Consider the following 18496-nt stretch of genomic DNA (forward strand, 5'->3'; position numbering starts at 1 on the left):
TGCCGTGCGTGCCGGTGGAAATCGCGCCCGCGATGGTCTGCGCGTCGATGTCGCCGAGGTTCGTCATGGCCAGCCCGAGCGCGTCGAGAGCGGCGTTCAGGGTGCGCAAAGTAGTGCCGGAACGGACAGTGACCTGCTGGTTTTCCAGGTCGGCGCGTTCGATGCCGGTCCACGCGGTCAGGTCGAGCGCGTCGGAATCAGCGGCGGCGATCGCGGTGAACGAATGCCCGCTGCCCCACGCGCGGACTCGGCGCCCGGCGTCGGCGACCCCGGCCACGACCTCGGCGATCTCGACCGTGCTGCGCGGCCGGTGCACCCGCTGCGGGGTGGCCTTGGCCGTTCCGGCCCAGTTGCTCCACGTCATTGCGGCACCTGTTCTTCGCTGGAAGGTTCCCACGATAGATGCCGGAACCGTAAGTGAATAGTATTCGCGTTTCAAGCGTTGTTGTCGTACCGTAAGTGGCGTGACCACCTCAGCGCACGGGTACGACCTCGCGACGAAGGACCTGGATCCGCCGCTCGCGATCGTCGACCTGGACGCCTTCGACGCCAACGCCGACGACCTGCTGCGCCGGGCCGCGGGCAAGCCGATCCGGGTGGTCAGCAAGTCTGTGCGCTGCCGTGCGCTGCTGGAACGAGCGCTCGCGCGAGACGGCTTCGAAGGCCTGATGTGCTACTCGCTCGCCGAGGCCGTTTGGCACGCTGAGCTGGGCACTTCCGACGACATCGTGGTCGCGTACCCGACTGCCGACCACGAAGCGCTCCGCCGGCTGGCCGCGAGCGAACGCGCCCGCGCGGCGATCACAATCATGGTCGATTCGACCGAACACCTCGACCTCGTCGACGCCGCGCTCGGCCACGGCCACCCGGACATCCGCGTGTGCCTCGAACTCGACGCGTCCTGGCGTCCGCTGCCCGGCGTGCACGTCGGCACTCGGCGTTCGCCAGTGTTCAAACCGGCGCAAGCCGCCGCGGTGGCGCGGAAGATCGTCGCGCGTCCGGGTTTCCGGCTGGTCGGGATGATGGCGTACGAAGGCCAGATCGCCGGACTCGGCGACGCCGCCGGAAAAGGCCTGCAAAACCGGGTGATCGGCTGGATGCAGCGCCGGTCCGCGGCTGAACTCGCCCGGCGCCGAGGGGCGGCGGTGCGGGCCGTGCGCGAGGTCGCTGACCTGGAGTTCGTCAACGGCGGCGGCACCGGAAGCATCGAGACCACCGGCGCGGAGGACGTGGTCACCGAGATCGCCGCCGGTTCCGGCTTCCTCGCCCCGACGCTGTTCGACGGCTATTCGCACTTCCAGCCGCGCCCGGCCGCGTTGTTCGCGCTGCCGGTGGTGCGCCGCCCGGCGAAGAACGTCGCGACGCTGTACTCCGGCGGATACATCGCCTCCGGACCGACCGGCCCGTCGCGCGAACCGTCGCCGTACCTGCCGGAAGGCTTGCGCCTGCTGGGTTTCGAGGGCGCCGGCGAGGTGCAGACCCCGGTGACCGGCGAGGCCGCGCGCACGCTGCGCCTCGGCGACCGGGTCTGGCTGCGCCACGCGAAAGCCGGGGAACTGGCCGAACGGTTCCTGGCGTATCACCTCGTCCGCGGCAGCCAGGTGGAGCGAACCGTCCCGACTTACCGCGGCGAGGGCCAGAACTTCGGTTAAGCGTTCAGTCGCCGAATTTGCTTGCCAGGTAACCCTTCACCACGTGCTTGGCCTCGGCGACGATCCGCTCGTCCCCGTTCGGGTCGCGGCGGAAGGCGAGTTTCAGCAGCGCGTCCGCCGTTTCGTTGGCGATCGCGATGGCGAACCGGAGTTCGTCGGCGGGGCGGTCGACGTGCCCGCGCAGGATTTCGACCAGCGAATCCGCGATGACCGAGTTGTTGTCGCGGTCGTCAGCCAGCAGCCGGACGTCGATGACGTCTCCGAAGTGGACCTTCGAGAATCCCGGCACCTCGCGGTGCATCTGCAGGTAGATGTCGAGCACCGAGTCGACGATGTTCCACCAGTGCTCGGGGCTCAGCTGCTGCAGCCGCTCGTTCACCGCGGCCACGAAGCGTTCCAGGTTCCGTTGCGTCAGCGCCTGCACGACCGCGCGTTTGTCCGGGAAGAACTGGTACAGCGACCCGACCGCGACGCCCGCGCGTTTGGCGATCAGCGTGGTGGTGAGCGCGTCGTAGCCCAGCTCGTCGATGAGCACGGCGCTCGCGTCCAGCATCTGTTCCACCCGCCGGGCGCTGCGTTGCTGAACCGGCTTTCGCCGCAGCGGTGTGGGTTCAGCCTGGGTCTCGGCCACGTCGTTCCTCGGAGTCTCTCGCGATTCACTCATCTGATCTGGGACTTTAGCGCCCCGCGGGGCTTCCCCCGAGACGAGTGACGACCTAACATATGAGAACTTTTCACGTTCACCCGCGAGGGTGTCCGAAGGCAAGGGGTGCTCAGCGTGGACCATCCGACCTTCCCGCCCGACTTCCTGTGGGGTGTCTCGACCTCGGCGTTCCAGATCGAGGGGGCGACGGCCGAGGGCGGTCGCGGACCGTCCATCTGGGACACGTTCACCGCCGCCGAAGGCAAGATCGCCCGGGGCGAGGACGCCAAGGTAGCGGCCGACCACTACCACCGCTACTCCGAGGACATCGCCCTGATGGCGGAACTCGGCGTCGGCGCCTACCGGATGTCGATCGCCTGGCCGCGCATCCAGCCGGACGGCACCGGCAAGCCCAACGCGGAGGGACTTGCCTTCTACGACAAGCTGATCGACGAGGTCTGCGCCGCCGGAATCGCCCCCGCGATCACGCTGTACCACTGGGACACGCCGCAGGCGATCGAGGACAAAGGCGGCTGGCGCTCCCGCGACACCGCCTTCCGCTTCGCCGAATACGCCACGATCGTGGGGGAGCATTTCGCCGATCGGGCGAAACTCTGGATCCCGCTCAACGAGCCGATGGTCATGTCGATCTACGGCTACGGCATCGGCGAGTACGCGCCCGGCGAGTTCCTGCTGCTCGACGCGCTCCCCACCGCGCATCACCAAAACCTCGCCCACGGACTGGCTGTGCAGGCACTGCGCGCGGCCGGCGCGACCGGCATCGGCTCCGCGAACAACCACTCGCCGATCTGGCCCGAGCACGACACCCCCGCCGACCGCGAAGCCGCGGACTGGCTCGACGCGCTGATCAACCGCACCTTCGCCGACCCGATGCTGCTCGGCAGCTACCCCGAACAGGTCCACCCGCACCTGCCGGACAACTTCGCCGACGACCTCGCCACGATCGCGCAGCCGCTCGACTTCTACGGCGTCAACTACTACGAACCCCAAGGCGTGACGGCTCCCGGCGAGGGCAACCCGCTGCCGTTCGAACTGCGCCCGATCGAGGGTTATCCGATGACCACCAACGACTCGCCGATCGTCCCGCAGGCGCTGCGCGAACTGCTGGTGTCCTTCCACGAGCGCTACCGCGAGCACCTGCCGCCGGTCCAGATCACCGAAAACGGCTGCAGCTTCGCCGACGAACCCGCCGCCGACGGCAGCGTCCCCGACCCCGAACGCATCGAATTCCTCGCCAGCCACCTGCAAGCCCTGCGCGAAGCGATGGATGCCGGCGTCGACGTGCGCGGATACTTCGTCTGGTCGCTGCTCGACAACTTCGAATGGTCCAAGGGCTACGCGCCCCGCTTCGGGCTCGTGCACGTGGACTACGAGACGCAACGCCGCACCCCCAAGGATTCCTTCGCCTGGTACCGGAAGCTGGTCCGCCATGAGTGACACCGCCGCCGCTGTCCCGGAGGTCTTCGCCGAGCCGGTCAAACGCGTCCGCGCCGGGTGGATGACCCTGCTGTTCCTCGCGAACATCGCGCTGTGGCTGGGGGTCTACGCACCGATCCAGGTTCTGCTGCCGCAGCAGGCCGAACTGCTCGATGCCGCGCACAAGGAAGCCGTCTTCGGCATCGTGACCGGCATCGGCGCGGCCGTCGCGCTCGTGGCGAACCCGGCGATCGGCCTGCTCTCGGACCGCACCTGCTCGCGGTTCGGCAGGCGGCATCCGTGGACGATCGCGGGCGGCGCGCTCGGCGCGGCCGGGCTGCTGGTGCTGGCCGAGGCCCCGAACGTCGTCGTGATGACGATCGGCTGGTGTCTCGTGCAGGCCGGGCTCAACGGCATGCTCGCGACGCTGATGTCCGGCATCGCCGACCGGGTCCCGGTCGGGCAGCGCGCGCAGGTCGGCGGACTGGTCGGCATCGCGCAGATGCTCGGCACCGTGCTCGGCGCGGTGGTGGTCGTGGTGATGCTCGACCTCGCCGGACTGCCGCTCGGCTACGCGGCCTGCGCCGCGATCGTGCTCGCCGGCGCGGCGGCGTTCGTGCTGCGCACGCCGGACGCCCGGCTGCCGGTGGAGTTCCGGCCGAGCGGGCGGATCCGCGAAATCCTCGCCGACCTGTGGGTCTCGCCGCGGCGGCATCCGGACTTCGCGTGGGCGTGGGCCTGCCACTTCATGATCAACCTCGGCAACGCGTTCGGCACGCTCTACCTGCTGTTCTTCCTCAAGGACGCGGTGCACTACCCGGATCCGGACAGCGGCCTGCTGATCATGATGGGCCTGTACGGCGTGGCTTTGGTGATCGGCGCGGTGCTGGCCGGGCATTTCTCGGACAAGTCCGGCAAACGCAAGCCGTACGTCCTCGGCTCGGCGGCGATCATGGCGCTGGCCGCCCTGCTGCTGGTGATCTGGCAGAGCTGGCCGGTGGCGCTGGTGGCGTCGCCGCTGCTGGGAGTCGGCTTCGGCACGTACATGGCGGTGGCGCTGGCGATGCTCACCCAGGTGCTGCCCGCGGCGCAGAACCGGGCGAAGGACCTCGGCGTGGTCAACATCGCGAACTCGCTGCCGCAGGTGGTCGCGCCGCTGCTCACGACGTTGATCCTGCAGTGGCTGGGCGGGTATCCGGGACTGTTCGCGGCGTCCGCGGCGGCGACCTTGCTGGCCGGGGTTTTGGTGACTCGCGTGCGGTCGGTGGGTTAGCGCTTGCGTTTGAGCGCGCTCACAGGCTTAGCGTCTTCGGCATGGAGAAGGAAGACGCGCTGACCGAAGCGCTGCGGCTGGCGATCGACCCGCCGGGCACGGTGTCGATCGAAGCGCTGCGGGAACTGGCCCGGGACGACGACGCGAACGAGTGGGACATCGCGACCACGGCGGAGCACCTCGGGCTGAACCCGCACACGCTGCGGTACTACGAGCGGATCGGGCTCGTCCAGGTCGCCCGGGACAGCGCCGGGCACCGCGTTTACGACGCCGCGTCGGTGCGCCGGCTGGTGTTCCTGACGCGGATGCGCGTGTCCGGCATGTCGATCAGCGACCTGCGCCGCTACGTCGAGCTGATCGAGTCCGGCGCGGACACCGTGCCCGAACGGCGCGAAATGCTCCTGGAGCACCGCGACACCTTGCGCGCGCAGATCGCTCAGCTGCAGCTCTCCCTCGCCGCCACCGAATACAAGATCGCCACTTACCAGGAAGGCCCCCTGCCGTGACCCAGTACGACATCGACAGCCCGGAAAACCTCGCCCGCCGCAAGCACGGCATCGAGGTGCTGTCCCGCATAGACGGTCACCAGGGCGAAGCCGTCATCGATTCCCTCGCCGACATCAACCCCGCGCTCGGGCACCACGTGGCCGCGTTCGCGTTCGGCGACATCTACGACCGGCCGGGCCTCGACCCGCGCAGCCGCCAGCTGGTCACCCTCGGCGTGCTGACCGCGCTCGGCGGCTGCGAAGCGCAGCTGAAGGTGCACATCGGCGCGGCGCTGAACGTCGGGCTCAGCCGCGAGGAGATCACCGAGGCGCTCACGCACTCGGCGGTCTACGCGGGATTCCCGCGAGCGCTGAACGCCACCTTCGCCGCGCGCGAGGTGTTCGCCGCCCGCGACGCGGAGGAAACCGCCTGACGTCCGCGGAGCCCGGCCCGGTTCTCGTGCCGGGCTCCGGAGATCACCAGCCGCGGTTCTTCCGCGCGTCCTCCGCCAGCTTGTCGGACTTGGCTTTCGCCTCCGCGGCGGCGTCCTTGACGTCCTGTTTGCTGGGCTCGCCGACCTCGTCCAGGTACTTCTTCTTGTCCGGGTCGTTCCACCCCTCCGGGTCGTACTTCCCGTTTTCGAGGTCGTTCCAGTCCTTCTTGGTCGGCCCGATGCCCTGCTCGTTCCGGTTGCCCCATTCGGTGCGCGACTGGTTGCCGTCGAGCGGCTTGTCCGGGCGCTTCCAGTCCGGATCCGAGTCCTTGTCGATGTCCTTGACCGGGTTGCCCTTGTCGTCGAACCGGTACGGGTTGCCGTCCGGGGCCTTGTTGTACTCGTCGATCGTCGGATGCCGCCCGGACGGCGAGGGCAGATCGTGGAACCGCTTGATCATGTCGTCCACGTCTTTTTCGGTGTAGTTCTTCGGGTTTTCCTTAAGATCGGTGAAGTCGAGGAAGGACTTGTGCCACTTCTCGAATTCTTCCTTCTTGCCGCCGGGCCAGTCGAAGTCCGCGCTGTCGCCGATGTCGCGGGTGGCCCGGTTCATTTCCTTCGGATCGGTGATGCGGTCCGCCTGCTGCCCGATCGGACGCCAGTTCTTGTCGAGATCCGGGTGGTCCTTGTGCTTGTAGCCGCCGCTCTTGTCCAGCGAATCGCTCGGCCACATCGGGTTCTCGCTCTTGATTTCGTCGTTCTTGCCGACCTTGAGCTTGCCCGCGATCCCGTCCTCGATGTTGCCGATCCGGGTCGAGACGCCGCCGATCCCGGCATTGGTGTGCTGCGGGCCGAGCGGCAGGTTCTTCGGCTGGTTGTGCAGCTTCGGCAGTTCTTCCTCGCCGTATTTCTTCGTCAGCGCGCTCTGCTTTTCGACCGGCTGTTCGTGCACCCAGTTCTTCAGCCCGTCCCGCATTTTCTGGAACGAGATGATGTGCCGTTGCGCCACGTCGCTGCCGGCCTTGTGGAACGGGTCGTTTTTGTCGCCGGTCTGGTTCTTGCGCGCGTTCTTGGCGTCTGAGTTCCACGCCATCCGGTCCCAGACGTCGTCCTTCTTTTTCTTCGCGTTCGGCTTGCTGCCAGAGCCGCTGGAGCCGTCGTCGTCGGCGTCGCGCTTGCGCTTGCCTTTGCCCTTGCCGGTCGACGCGGAACTGGTGCTGCCGCCGCCGTTGTCGGCGTTGTGCTTGGCCGTGGAATCCGCGGGCGGCGGGTCCGTCGCCTTGCCTTTGCCCTTGCCGCAGCCTTCGAGGCCGAGCGGGTCGTAGGCGGCGAACGGGTCGGGGACGTAGGCGACCGGGTTCGGCCCGCCCTCCAGCCCGAGCGGGTCCTGGCTGAGGTAGCGCGCGGCGGCCGGGTCGTAGTAGCGGAACACGTTGTAGTGCAGGCCGGATTCCGCGTCGGCGTACTGGCCGGGGAACTGCAGCGGGATGCCGCCGGGCTGGACCCGGCCCCACAGCGAACGGCGCGCGGTCCAGGCGAGGCCGCCGTGCTCGTCGATCAGTTCGGTCGGCGTGCCGATGGCGTCGGTGACGACGGACGCGAACCGGTCGCCGCCGGGGCCGCGTTCGAGCTGGGTGACCGGTTCGTCGCTGCCCGGCCTGCGTTCCCAGGTGGTCGTCCGGCGCACTCCGGCCGGATCGGTGTGCACCTGCTCGATGAGCACGAAGCCGTCCCACACGAACCGCGTCGATTCGGCGACCGAACCGTCGGCCAGCAGCCGTTCCTTGGCGATCCGGCGGCCGAGCGGGTCGTACCGGTAGCGCCACTGCGCGCCGTCCGGCGTGCGCAGGCCGGTGAGCAGATCGCCGGTCCAGGCGTACTCCCACACCCGCACGCCGCCCGGGTGCACCTCGCGGTGCCGGATCCGGCGGCCGAGGGAGTCGTAGTCGGCGGACAGGCCGGGGCTGCCCGACCAGGCGGTCAGTTCCCCGGCCGGGTTGTAGCGCAGTTCCTCCCGGCCTGTCGCGGAGGACACCGTGACCACACGGCCCGCCGGATCCCGGGTGAAGGCCGTCTTCCCGGCGAGACTGTCCTGCACCGCGGCGAGGCTGCCGTCCGCGTAGTACTCGAGACCGCGCCGCTGCACCGGCGTTGTTCCACGGGAAACCTGCTGCGCGGTGACCAGCCCGCGCGGGCCGAACGCCTGCTGCAGGGTGCTGATCCCGTCGGTGTCGCGGGCGAGTACGCGGCCCTCGTCGTCCAGCCGGTAGCGCACGGTGTGTCCCGCCGTGGTCAGCGAAACCGGCCGGTCTTCCTCGTCGAAGGTCCACACGCTCTCCGCGCCGGACGGCGTGCGGCGGCGGATCGTCTGACCCTGCTCGTCGTAGGCGAAACGCACCTCGACGCCGTCGATCGCCTCGCGCACGACCCGGCCGTACAGATCGCGGTCGAACTCCACCACCGAATCCGCGGACTCGACCCGCACGACGTTGCCGACCGGGTCGTAGGCATAGCGCACGGTGCGGTGCGGGCCGCGGACCTCGACCCGGTTGCCGAGCAGGTCGTACTCGTTCTCGGTGACCGAACCGTCCGGCTCGGTCACCCGGATCGGCTGCCCGGCCGCGTCGTAGGCGTAGGTGCGGGTCCGGCCGTCGAAATCGGTCTGCGCGACCAGCCTGCCGAGCGGGTCGTAGGTGTAGGTCCAGGTGCGGTTCAGCGGATCGGTGACCGAGGTCAGCCGGAGTTCGGTGTCGTAGGTGTAGCTGGTGCGCGCGCCGGAGGGGTCCACGACCGCGGTGACCACGTCGAACGGGCCGTACTCGCGCCGGGTCACGCGGCCGAGCTCGTCGACGTGCTCGATCTCATTGCCCTCGCGGTCATACCGCCACAGCGCGCGCTCGCGGTGCACCCCGATCCGCGACGCGGGTTTGCCGTCGACCGTCCAGCCCAGCTGCGTCCGCCCGCCGCCGACCTCGGGTGCCGAACGCGGCCTGCCGAATTGGTCCAGTTCCGCAGCAGGGTCGTCCGCCTCGGGCTCGGTCGCGAAGAACTCCGGCAACTCGAGCGCGGACCCGGGCTGGTCGTACCGGCGCTGCCAGCTTCTTCCGTTGCCGTACACCGTGATCGCGGCCAGTTCGGTGCCGTCGTGCTCCAGTTCGGCGAGGCTGCCGTCGGGACGGGCGATGGTGAGCGGCGTGCCGTCGTCGGCGTAGGTGTACTCGGTGACCCGGCCGAGCGGGTCGACCCGGCGGAGGAGATTGCCGTAGCGGTCCCATTCCGACAGCGTCACGTTGCCCAGCGGATCGGTCTCCCGGACCGGACGGCCTTCGAGGTTGTACTCGTACTCCGAAACGTGGCCGAGCGAGTCAGTGAACCGGGTGATGCGGGCGGCGGTGTTGTACTCGAACGCGCCGTTGTAGAAGCCTTGCGCGCCTTCGGTGCGCACGCAGCGGCCTTCGGCGTCGTAGACGTAGCGGTAGCCGACGCCGTTGCGGTCTTCCCAGCTCGTGACCCGGCCGTCGGGGTCGTAGGTGTAGCGCTTCGCGGTTCCCGAGGAGTTGACGACCTCGGAGAGATGGCCCTGGTAGTTGTAGCGGTAGCCGCGCACGACGACGTCCGGAGCCGGGCCGGCGCCGATCATCCGCAGTTCGGTGATCCGGTGCCCGTTGGTGCGGAAGCCGACCTGGATCCCGCTCGAATGCGTGAGCAGCACGGGCGCGCCAGTGTCCGAATAGGACAACTCGGTCCGCGAGCCGTCGGCGTCCTCGATCGAACGCAGCGGCAACGCCTTGCCCTCGCCGGAAAACCGCATCGTCCGGTCCGGCCGCACCTGCTCGATGGTGCAACTGCCGTCAGCATGTTTGGTCAACGGCCAGCGCGCGCCCTCGAGCGGCAGCACCGGTTCGTCCCCGGCGGGCATCGGGTAGTAGAGGATGACGCCTTCCGGTCCGTAGTACCGGAGGTATTCCTCGCCGTACTCCAGCCGCTGGTCCACAGTGGACGCCCACGTCGGGCCGAACCAGCGCCCGGAGCGGTAGGACGAGCGATGCGTCCGCCGCACCAGCAGGTGCGCCAGTTCGAGGTCGAAGTCCTCGACGAGCACCTCGCCGCTGGAGATGACGACCGGGTCGGTCAGACAGGGCGGATCGCCGTCGCCCTCGTTTTTCGCGTTGGACGCTTCGGTCTTGTCTTTGTCCTTCGCCGGATCGGAACGCTCGTTCCCGCCGCGGTCGTTCGTGCCCGCTCCGCCACCGGATCCGCCCTCGTCTTTCCCCGGTTCGCGCGGCGGCGGCTCGTGGTTCGCGCCGCCCTTGTGTTCGCCCGGACCGTCGTGCGCGCCGGAAGCGTGGGTGGATTCGTCCTTGCCAGGCGGCGGTTTCTCGTTCGGCGTGTCCTTCGCGCCGGAAGTCTTGATGTCCTTCGGCGTGTGCGTGGCGTCCTTGCCCCCGGACTTGATGCTCTTCATCGACTTGGCGACATCGTCGAACAGACCGCGCGCCTTGGTGAGCAGCTTGCCGAGTTCCTTGAGCGCCTTGGTGAGGTTCTTGACCAGTTCGGCGATCTGCTTGGCGGTCTTGGCCACCAGGTTGACCACCTGCGGCACCACCCAAGCCATCCCGATGCCGAGGGTGAACAGCACCTGCAGCGCCCACGAGATCAGGTGCGCCACGACCTGGGCGATGATGTCGCGCACCAGCATCCGCACCGCGCCGACGACGTCGCCCGCGGTCTTCACCCCGCTGCCCGCGCCCTCGCACGCCTGCGCGGCGCCTTCGAGCGTTTTGGCGACCTCCTCGGCCTGTTTGCGATAGGCGTCGGCGCTGCCGCCCTCCCAGGACTCGATGTCCTTTTTGACCTGTGCGGCCAGATCCTGCGCGACGGAACTGACCTCTTTGGAGACGTTCTTCCAGGTCTCGGAGTACGCGTGGACCTGGTCCGGGTCCCCGGCCAGCTTGTCCAGTGCTTCCTTGAGCGGACCGACGTGCTCGATCAGCCAGCCGACGCCCGCGGCGAGGATCGCGCCGAACGGGTCCATCACCGCGGCGAGCGCTTCCATGCCGACCCCGACCGCGCCCATCACGGTCGCCGCCCAGTCGCCGGACTCGATGCCGTCCTTCAGGCCCTTTCCGGCCTCGAGGATCGAGATGCCGGAGATCGCCGAGGTCGAGTCCTTCTTCTCGGCAACCAAAGGATTCGACATGCCCGGCCTTTCTCCCTGCGCACCACGATCTCGGGCGCGCGGCCGAATGCGAACGGACGCGCCCCGCAGCAGATTACCGACGGCCGGAGAACGTTTGCCGTGGTGTTGCGCGGAATTACCGCGCCGGTACCCGTGCGCGCCGCCGCGAACACGACAAACCCGCCGCGAGCTCCGAGGAGCCGACGGCGGGTCTGGGAAGTGGAACCGCGGGCCGGTGCCGGTCGGGGGAGGGGAGTGCAACGGCACCGGCCCGCGGAGTTCTGGGTCGCGACCGGCGCGGGGCGGCCGGTGCGATGATCTTCAACCTAGCGTCCGATTACTGCGTCCGCTAGGTGTTCTGCCGGACATTTTTCGATTAATCGCGTTAAGACTGGGGGGTGGCCGAGGGCGGTCCGTCGCGCTCGGGGGGACGGACGGACCACCCTCGGCCGGGCGAGGATGCCGGGCGACCTGACCGGTCGGGGAAGCCGGACGATCGCGCGCTCGCCAGTCGAACCCAGGTGGGGTGATCCGCCCGGAAGCACCCCACCCGAGAGGTCAGGCGCTGACCGGGCGCGGCTTCACCAGTGCGTGCCTGCCGGTGGTCTCCGCCGGCGATTCGGCTCGCCGGTTCTGTCCGGGAACCGCCGGGACCGCGGCGCGGCGGCGGGCCGGACGGTGTCCGGCAGCCGACAGCGCCTGCGGGGCCAGCCCGCCCGCGACCAGGTGCTCGTGCGCTACCTGCCACACCGAGCACGGGGCCTTGCAGCGGTGCCAGCGCGTCGAGCAGGTGGGGCAGTCGCCGCGCTCGTCGGGCTCGTGCGCCTGCAGCATCGCGCGCCAGCCCTCGGCGAGCCGGGGAAGTTCGGAGCGGGCGACCGAGACCAGCGACGGGGCGTCGGCGCGTTCCGCCAGGTCGGACAGCATGTCGAGGCGCTCCCACACGGCGTTGCGGAGAACCTGACCGAGAACCTGATCCATGGGGAAACTCACCGTCACCTTTCCGCCATAGTGGCGGCTTCGTTGAGCGCGGCCCGGAGCTGGCCGAGCTGGCCGGACGTGAGGCGGGCGGTCTCCCCAGGCGGAGAAACCACTACGACCTCGTCGTCCTCGACGAACACCGTGACAGCGCGCTCGCGGCTGATGAGATCTCCGCACTGCACGCGCCACACGACCTGGCCGCCCTCGAAATGCCGCACGCCCGCGGTACGCGGGTCAGCGGACACCGAGGCGGCGACGGCGGAAGCGACAGTAGGCGGCACCGGACGTGCCGTGGCGATTCCCGGTGCGGGCCGAACGGACCGCACCGCGGTCCCGGCTTGTCCTCCACCGAGCGAATCCACGAACTCCACTGTCCCTCCACGCTTTCTCGTCCCGGGCCGCTGCACCTTGCGGGATGCATCAGCGCCGGCAGATCTGTGTCGTCGGGTCCATCGCTCTCCGTGATCGCCGCGGGTGACCGGGCGCTGACGGAGATCTGGCAACTACAGTGAAGTGAAACCGGGTGCGAGAGAAGGTCGAAACCGCGTCATAGCGGTGACCGGACCGCGTTCCACGGTAAGCGGTCAGCGGAGTTCGGCCCTGCCGATCAACGCGTGCGTCCGCGCGTTTCACAAGGTTCTCGCGTGTGCTTAGGGTGCTGATCAGACGCCCAGGAGACGGTGAGGGGGCGCAATGGCAATGGATGCCAGTGCTGGCAGTGGTTCCGGAGTCGCTAACACCGACGCCCGGTCAGGCAATCCGGTTCCGGCCGACGCCTGGGAACAGCCCGAGATGCGGGAGGCGCTCGCCGCCCGCGAGGTCAGCGCCGTGTACCGGCTGTTGCGCAAACACGGGGTATCGCAGCGCCAGATCGCCGCGATGACCGGCCAGTCGCAGTCCGAGGTGTCGGAGATCCTCAAGGGTCGCCAGGTCATGGCCTACGACGTGCTCACGAGAATCGCCGACGGCCTGGGTGTCCCTCGTGGATACATGGGTCTCGCCTATGACGAGACCACGGCGATACGGGTCGTCGGCGCGTCCGACGGCCGGCAGGCTGAGGAGGACGAGTCCGTGAAGCGACGGAGGTTCCTCGCGCACGCCGCCCAGGTCACGATGGGTGCGGCGGTGTTCGGTCCGGAATCCGGCACGTGGTCGGAGGCGCCCGCGCGCACTCCCGCCCCCGGGCGCATCGGGACGACCGACGTGCGCCAGGTCGAGGCGGCGACCAGAGCGTTGCGCGCGCTCGATTACCAGTACGGCGGCGGGTTCTGCCGCGACGCCGTCGTCGCGCAGCTGTCCTGGGGACAGCAGATGCTCGACTCCAGCGCGGCCGAGCAGGTGAAGAACCGGCTGTACACCGCGATCGCCGACCTGCACAGCCTCGCCGGATGGACGTCGTTCGACACCGGCCTGATGGACTCCGCGCGCGGCCATTTCGCGCAGGCGCTCGACCTGGCCAAACAGGGCGGCGACCACCACCTGGTGGCGAACGTGCTGTACCGGATGGGCCGCGTCTACCTGCACCAGGACGCCGCGAACGACGCGCTCAAACTGTTCCAGCTCGGCCAGATCGCCGCGCAGGAATCCGGCTCCGAGCTGGCCGTCGCCGTGCTCTGCGCCAACGAGGCGTGGGCCTACGCGATGATGGGCAACGAGGAGCAGTCGGTGAAGCTGCTCGGCCGGTGCAAGGACGAATTCGCGCGCGCCGACCTGGCCACGGCCGAATCGTGGGTCAAGTTCTTCAACGAGACCGACGTCTACGCGATGACCGGCACCGTGCACACCGTGCTGGCGATGAAGAACCCCGAGCACACGAAGTACGCGATCCCGGCGCTGAGCCGGGCGGTCGACACCTACACCGACGACATGGCGCGCAGCAAGGCGTTCATGCTCAGCGCGCTCGCCACGAACCACCTGCTCGAGGGCGATATCGACCACGGCGTGAAGATCGGCGGCAAGGCCATCGAATGCGCGGAGAGCATCAAATCCGCGCGGGTCAAGGACCGGATGCGGCCGCTGCTGGCCGAAGCCGAACGGCGGCGCAACAACCCCGACGCCCGCGACCTCGCCGACCGGCTCAAGATCTTCTACGCGGCCTGAGCCGACCGGATTCGCCTTGCCCGAAGGCAGGTTCACCCCTGCGAAACTGCGCCGGGTGCTGGCGGATGTCTGCGCTCGGCTCGGCTTCGACCCGGCGGGCGCGCGGCTGCTGCGGTTCACCAACAACGCGGTGTTCGCGCTGCACGGGGCACCGGTCGTCGTCCGGATCGTCGGCTCCACCAATCTGCGCCACCGGGTCGGCACGGTCGTGCGCGTGGCCGAGCATTTCGCCCGGCACGACGTGCCCGCGGTCCGGCTGCTGTCCGGCGTCGAGCAACCGCTTGACGTGCACGGACATCTGGTCACCGTCTGGGATCTGGTGCCGTTCGCCGGCCCGCCGCCTGCCCCGGCCGACCTGGCCGGACTGCTGCGGCGGGTGCACGCGCTGCCCCCGCCGGACGGCCTTCCCGCATGGGAGCCGCTGCGTTCGATCGAGGCCAGGGTCGCCGACGCCGAGGAACTCTCCCCGGCCGACCGGCGGTTCCTCCTGGAGCGCTGCGCCGAGGTGCAGGACCGGCTCGACACCCTGGATTTCCCGCTGGCCAGGGGATTCGTGCACGGCGACGCGCATCCGGGAAATGTCCTGCCCGGCCCGGACGGCCCGGTGCTGTGCGATTTCGATTCCTCCTGCGTCGGCCCGCCGGAATGGGATCTGACGCCGCTCGCCGTCGGCCGCGAACGGTTCGGCGACCCTCCGGCCCGGTACGCGGAGTTCGCCGCGGCCTACGGGTTCGACGTGACGGTCTGGCCGGGGTTTTCGGTGCTCAGGGCGGTGCGGGAGCTGAAGCTGACGACGAGCGTGCTGCCGATCCTGCGCAGTCATCCGCCGGTGCGGGCTGAACTCCGCCGTCGGCTGGCGGACCTTCGCGCCGGCCGGACGGCCACCGCGTGGACGAGATACCGCTGAACGGCATTCTGCACGTGCATTCGCCGACTGCAGATGACCGTTCGCCGCTTTCCGTCGATGGCTGACGAGGTATCGCTGCGCAGCGATAATTCGGTCCGGCAGATCGCCCCGGATAGCGTACTGCTAGTCCCATTGTGCAAGTTGCGGCTACCCGCCGTCACCTCGGCCGGTCAGGACACCGCGACCGGGGCCCGGGTGAGCACCACGGCGAACCCGAAGGCGAGCCCCATGACGGTCAATTCCAGCGTGGCCCACGAGGCGAGCGCCGTCCGCTGGTGTCGCACGATGCGCGGCATCAGCCGCCACCGCAAGTTGGCGGCCAGCAGCGCGATCGCGCCGGTGCACAGCACCTTCAGCACCATCAGCTGGCCGTACGGCGTGGTGAACACGCCTGCCCAGAAGCCGATCGTCGGGTTGGCCAGGATTTCCACGATGCCGTTGAACAGGCCGGTCACCGCGGAGAGCGCCAGGCACAGCGTCGCCAGTTTCGAGAACCGCGGCAGCGCGTGCGCGAGCAGCGTCCGGTTGGCCGCCAGCAGCACGATCATCGCGCCGAGGCCGCCGCACCAGGCGACCGCGCTCATCACGTGCAGCTCCATCGAGATCATCGTGTAGTCGTGATAGGCCCAGTTCGACGCGTGGCCGGTGACCGGCAACGGCAGCAGCGCGAACATGCCGAGACCCACCCGCACCTCGGCGGGCACCTTCTCGCCCTTGCGCAGCGCGACAAACCCGAGCACGGCGTGCAGCAGCGCGAGCACGGCCACGATCACCAGCGCCTTGCCCGCGCCGACCTCGGCGATGTAGTTGCCGATGTCGCCGCCGGTCAGCATCCGCTTGCCCGGCTTGTACTCCGCGGTCTGCAGGATCAGCGCGACCACCGCGGTCGCCGCCCAGACCAGCGCGGCGGCGACGGCGGCGGGACGGGCCCGGCGCATGACCGGTTCGGTGAGTTTCGGCCGGTCGTACCCGACCAGCACGGACAGCAGGGCCAGCCCGATCGTCGCGACCGCCGCCAGGTCCAGCAGCACGCGCACGATCGGGATGGCCGCCGAGACCACCTCGCTGGGTTCCACCACGCCCGGAATGGGCGAGGACGCGGTGAGCGCGATGCCGATCAGCGCGCCCAGCAGTCCCGCGACGACCACGCAGGCGAGCGTGGCCCAGCGGACCGCGGAGGTGGTCTCGGCTCGCGTCACTGGTCCGCCTTGTCCGATCCGGGGTCGCGGCCGGTGCGCAGCGCGACGGTGAGGCCGATCGCGAGCAGCACCACCGCACCGGCGATCCACACCCAGATCGGCACGCCGCTCGACGACGAGGACGCCGCCGGGGCCGACTGGGCCGGAGCACCGGCCGCCTTGGCCGCGTCGCCCTTCGCCGGGGTGCCGTTGCCCGCGGTGGTGAGGGTGAACGGGATCTCGCCGGACACCGGGTGCCCGTCGGCGGAGAGGACCCGGTAGCCGACGGTGTACTTGCCCGCCGGGCCGAGCGGCCGCAGCGGCGCGCTGAGCACGTTGTTCTCCACCGTCACCGGACCCTCGGCCCACTGGCTGCCGTCCGGGCCGGTCACCGCGATCTGGTTGACGTCGGCGTTCTGCACGTACTGGTCGAACGTGAGCGTGACCTTCGCCGGGCCCTTGGCGAGCGACGCGCCGTTCGCCGGGTCGGAGTTGATCAGCACGTTGTGCGCCAGCGCCGGGGTGGCCGTGCCGAGCAGGGCCACCCCGGAGATCGCCAGCGCGAGAAGCGCTTTACGCATTACTTGGTTCCTTCGGTCTTTCCTGCGGCGGGACGGCGGGAACGCAGCACCGCGCCCGCACCGACGCCGAGCCCGAGCGCGCCGACCACGAGGCCGGCCCCGCCGAGCCAGCGCGCCGTGTTGTCCGACGACGACGCGGCCTCAGCGTTCTCTCCGGCAGCTGTGGTCTGCGTGTGGCCGCCGTGCTCCGAGGATTCGGCGGCGGCGAGCTTGATGGTCGGGGCCGGGTGCTCTGGCTCCTCGCCGCTGGGCGGGGTGGGCTGGTTCCAGTCCACCACTTTGCCACCCTCGTACGTCTGGATCGCCGGGAACTCCAGCTGGTCGACGTTGGACGGCAGCGGGCCGCCGCTGATCTCGAACTCCTGGAATTCGGTCGAGCCGATCTTGGTGCCCGGCTGCGCGGTCCAGACGACCTTCGTGACCGCCTCGGTGATCTTCGTGCCGGAGGCGGTGGTCACCGGCTGCGGCAGCTTCGACTTGGTGACCTCGGCGGTCCAGCCGGGGATCGGCTTGGTGCGGATGTTGCCGATGCCGTAGTCCGGTTTGACGTCGATCTCGACCTTGATCGTGCCGAGCTTCGCGTCCTCGTTCGGGACGCGGAAGAAGATCGTGCCGTAGCCGCCCTTGGCCGGCTGGTCGCCGTAGACGTTGGCGGTCACGTGCGCGGACGCGATGCCGGCGCCGAGCAGACCGGTGGCGGCGACGGTCGCGGCGAGCACGCCGGCACGACGGAAGACATGGTGGGACACAAGTTCTCCTGAACAGGGAAGGGCCGGCGGAGGACGAGGCCTGCGCCGGAAAAGGGGAAAGAAGGTGCGGGTTCAGGAGAGCCAAGGAGGTCCGCGTCGGCCCCGGACGCGGCGAAGTTCCACGGTCAGCAACGGCATCGCCCCAGCCGCACGCGACCGCGCGATCCCGGCAGCCGCCACCGGAACCGGCAACGGCCGGACCAGCAGCGGAAGAATGACCCGCAGGACGTGCAGCACCGCGAGCAGCATCGCGTCCGCCCGCGCCAGCACCAGCGCGGTGAGCAGCGTCGCGACAGCGTGCGCGGCGGTCATCGCCCAGCCGTCCGGCGCGGCGGGCGCACCGGACGGATCGTGCCCGCCGAGCGTCGTCAGCACCAGGTGCATCACGAGCTGCCCGCCGCCGAGCACGGCGATCGTGCCGAGCGGTCCTCGGGCGCGCCCGGCGAGCGCGGTGGCGGTCCAGCCGAGCAGTCCGGTGAGCAGGAGAGTGAGCGCGGGATCCGGCAGCCCGCCGTCGGCAGCCGCGTGCGCGGTGACGGCGAGTGACGTCGAACTCAGTGCGAGCAGTCCGCCGCGGACAGCGGCGAGTGCGCCGCGATGCCGGGCTGGAGTGCTCATTCGGGCAGCTTAACGGCACTCCGGTGGGTGACTGAAGCGTCTCGAATGGTGAGCACCTGCGGAAAACGCACAGGTAGGCGGGTCTCGATCCGGTAAAAACCGCTCGGTGGAGCGCTGTGCTTCGGTTGCCGACCCCTCGCTGATGCGAAACGGTGGGTAATCACAACCGAGAAGTGGGGGTTTCGACCGTATCCGTTCCGGGTAGTCACCCTGCCGACTGATGGGCTACTCCGAACGGGTGACGTCCGGGGCTCGCAAGCTGGCGGGAGAACGAATACG

16 protein-coding genes are annotated in these 18496 nt (G+C 69.5%); 7 read left to right on the plus strand and 9 right to left on the minus strand.

Annotated features, from left to right (window positions below; genetic code table 11):
* On the minus strand, positions 1 to 364 hold a 364-nt coding region (locus PUT80_RS03540; protein ID WP_275291102.1), incomplete at its 3' end, for an FAD-binding protein.
* Positions 365 to 464: 100 nt separating this feature from the next.
* On the opposite strand from PUT80_RS03540, the gene PUT80_RS03545 reads away from it, so the two are divergent.
* Complete coding sequence (locus PUT80_RS03545) at positions 465 to 1652, plus strand: amino acid deaminase/aldolase (protein ID WP_037806874.1); 1188 nt, start codon at positions 465 to 467, stop codon at positions 1650 to 1652.
* Between the two features lie 4 nt (positions 1653 to 1656).
* On the opposite strand, the gene PUT80_RS03550 is transcribed toward PUT80_RS03545, so the two are convergent.
* Positions 1657 to 2316, minus strand: coding sequence for a TetR family transcriptional regulator (locus PUT80_RS03550; RefSeq protein WP_037806876.1), 660 nt, complete (start codon positions 2314 to 2316; stop codon positions 1657 to 1659).
* Between the two features lie 114 nt (positions 2317 to 2430).
* Here PUT80_RS03550 and PUT80_RS03555 point away from each other — a divergent pair, with 114 nt between their 5' ends.
* From PUT80_RS03555 to PUT80_RS03570, 4 genes are read left to right on the plus strand one after another with little or no spacing between them, the layout of a single operon-like run.
* A complete protein-coding gene (locus PUT80_RS03555; protein ID WP_275291103.1) occupies positions 2431 to 3753 on the plus strand; it encodes a GH1 family beta-glucosidase in 1323 nt (440 codons plus the stop codon).
* Positions 3746 to 5005 carry an MFS transporter gene (locus PUT80_RS03560; RefSeq protein WP_037806877.1) on the plus strand — a complete coding sequence of 420 codons (1260 nt, stop codon included), beginning with the start codon at positions 3746 to 3748 and terminating at the stop codon, positions 5003 to 5005. Before PUT80_RS03555 ends, PUT80_RS03560 begins: the two co-directional genes overlap by 8 nt.
* A 41-nt stretch (positions 5006 to 5046) precedes the next feature.
* Complete coding sequence (locus PUT80_RS03565) at positions 5047 to 5511, plus strand: MerR family transcriptional regulator (RefSeq protein WP_275291104.1); 465 nt, start codon at positions 5047 to 5049, stop codon at positions 5509 to 5511.
* A complete protein-coding gene (locus tag PUT80_RS03570) occupies positions 5508 to 5924 on the plus strand; it encodes a carboxymuconolactone decarboxylase family protein (protein ID WP_037806880.1) in 417 nt (138 codons plus the stop codon). Before PUT80_RS03565 ends, PUT80_RS03570 begins: the two co-directional genes overlap by 4 nt.
* 43 nt (positions 5925 to 5967) lie before the next feature.
* Here PUT80_RS03570 and PUT80_RS03575 read toward each other — a convergent pair whose 3' ends face one another.
* From PUT80_RS03575 to PUT80_RS03585, 3 genes are all read right to left on the minus strand, one after another.
* A complete protein-coding gene (locus PUT80_RS03575; RefSeq protein ID WP_275291105.1) occupies positions 5968 to 11124 on the minus strand; it encodes an RHS repeat-associated core domain-containing protein in 5157 nt (1718 codons plus the stop codon).
* Between the two features lie 537 nt (positions 11125 to 11661).
* Positions 11662 to 12084 (minus strand): hypothetical protein, encoded by a 423-nt coding sequence (locus PUT80_RS03580; protein ID WP_037806884.1) that lies wholly within the window; start codon positions 12082 to 12084, stop codon positions 11662 to 11664.
* Positions 12085 to 12098: 14 nt separating this feature from the next.
* Positions 12099 to 12455, minus strand: a complete 357-nt coding sequence (locus PUT80_RS03585) for a hypothetical protein (protein WP_037806886.1) — start codon at positions 12453 to 12455, stop codon at positions 12099 to 12101.
* A 328-nt stretch (positions 12456 to 12783) separates the two neighbouring features.
* Here PUT80_RS03585 and PUT80_RS03590 point away from each other — a divergent pair, with 328 nt between their 5' ends.
* Complete coding sequence (locus tag PUT80_RS03590) at positions 12784 to 14184, plus strand: helix-turn-helix transcriptional regulator (RefSeq protein ID WP_051728579.1); 1401 nt, start codon at positions 12784 to 12786, stop codon at positions 14182 to 14184.
* Positions 14185 to 14200: 16 nt separating this feature from the next.
* A complete protein-coding gene (locus PUT80_RS03595) occupies positions 14201 to 15091 on the plus strand; it encodes an aminoglycoside phosphotransferase family protein (RefSeq protein WP_275291106.1) in 891 nt (296 codons plus the stop codon).
* Positions 15092 to 15261: 170 nt separating this feature from the next.
* Here PUT80_RS03595 and PUT80_RS03600 read toward each other — a convergent pair whose 3' ends face one another.
* The 4 genes from PUT80_RS03600 to PUT80_RS03615 form a co-directional block, all read right to left on the minus strand.
* The gene (locus tag PUT80_RS03600) at positions 15262 to 16290 is read right to left on the minus strand and encodes a CopD family protein (RefSeq protein WP_037806890.1); all 1029 of its coding nucleotides are present in this window, start codon (positions 16288 to 16290) and stop codon (positions 15262 to 15264) included.
* A complete protein-coding gene (locus PUT80_RS03605; RefSeq protein WP_037806893.1) occupies positions 16287 to 16850 on the minus strand; it encodes a copper resistance CopC family protein in 564 nt (187 codons plus the stop codon). Before PUT80_RS03605 ends, PUT80_RS03600 begins: the two co-directional genes overlap by 4 nt.
* Positions 16850 to 17599 carry a YcnI family protein gene (locus PUT80_RS03610; RefSeq protein ID WP_037806894.1) on the minus strand — a complete coding sequence of 250 codons (750 nt, stop codon included), beginning with the start codon at positions 17597 to 17599 and terminating at the stop codon, positions 16850 to 16852. Before PUT80_RS03610 ends, PUT80_RS03605 begins: the two co-directional genes overlap by 1 nt.
* A 72-nt stretch (positions 17600 to 17671) precedes the next feature.
* A complete protein-coding gene (locus PUT80_RS03615; protein ID WP_275291107.1) occupies positions 17672 to 18217 on the minus strand; it encodes a hypothetical protein in 546 nt (181 codons plus the stop codon).
* Positions 18218 to 18496: the final 279 nt, after the last annotated feature.

Origin of the sequence: Amycolatopsis sp. La24 (genome assembly GCF_029087445.1) — a bacterium.
In the GTDB taxonomy this organism is placed as follows: domain Bacteria; phylum Actinomycetota; class Actinomycetes; order Mycobacteriales; family Pseudonocardiaceae; genus Amycolatopsis; species Amycolatopsis nivea.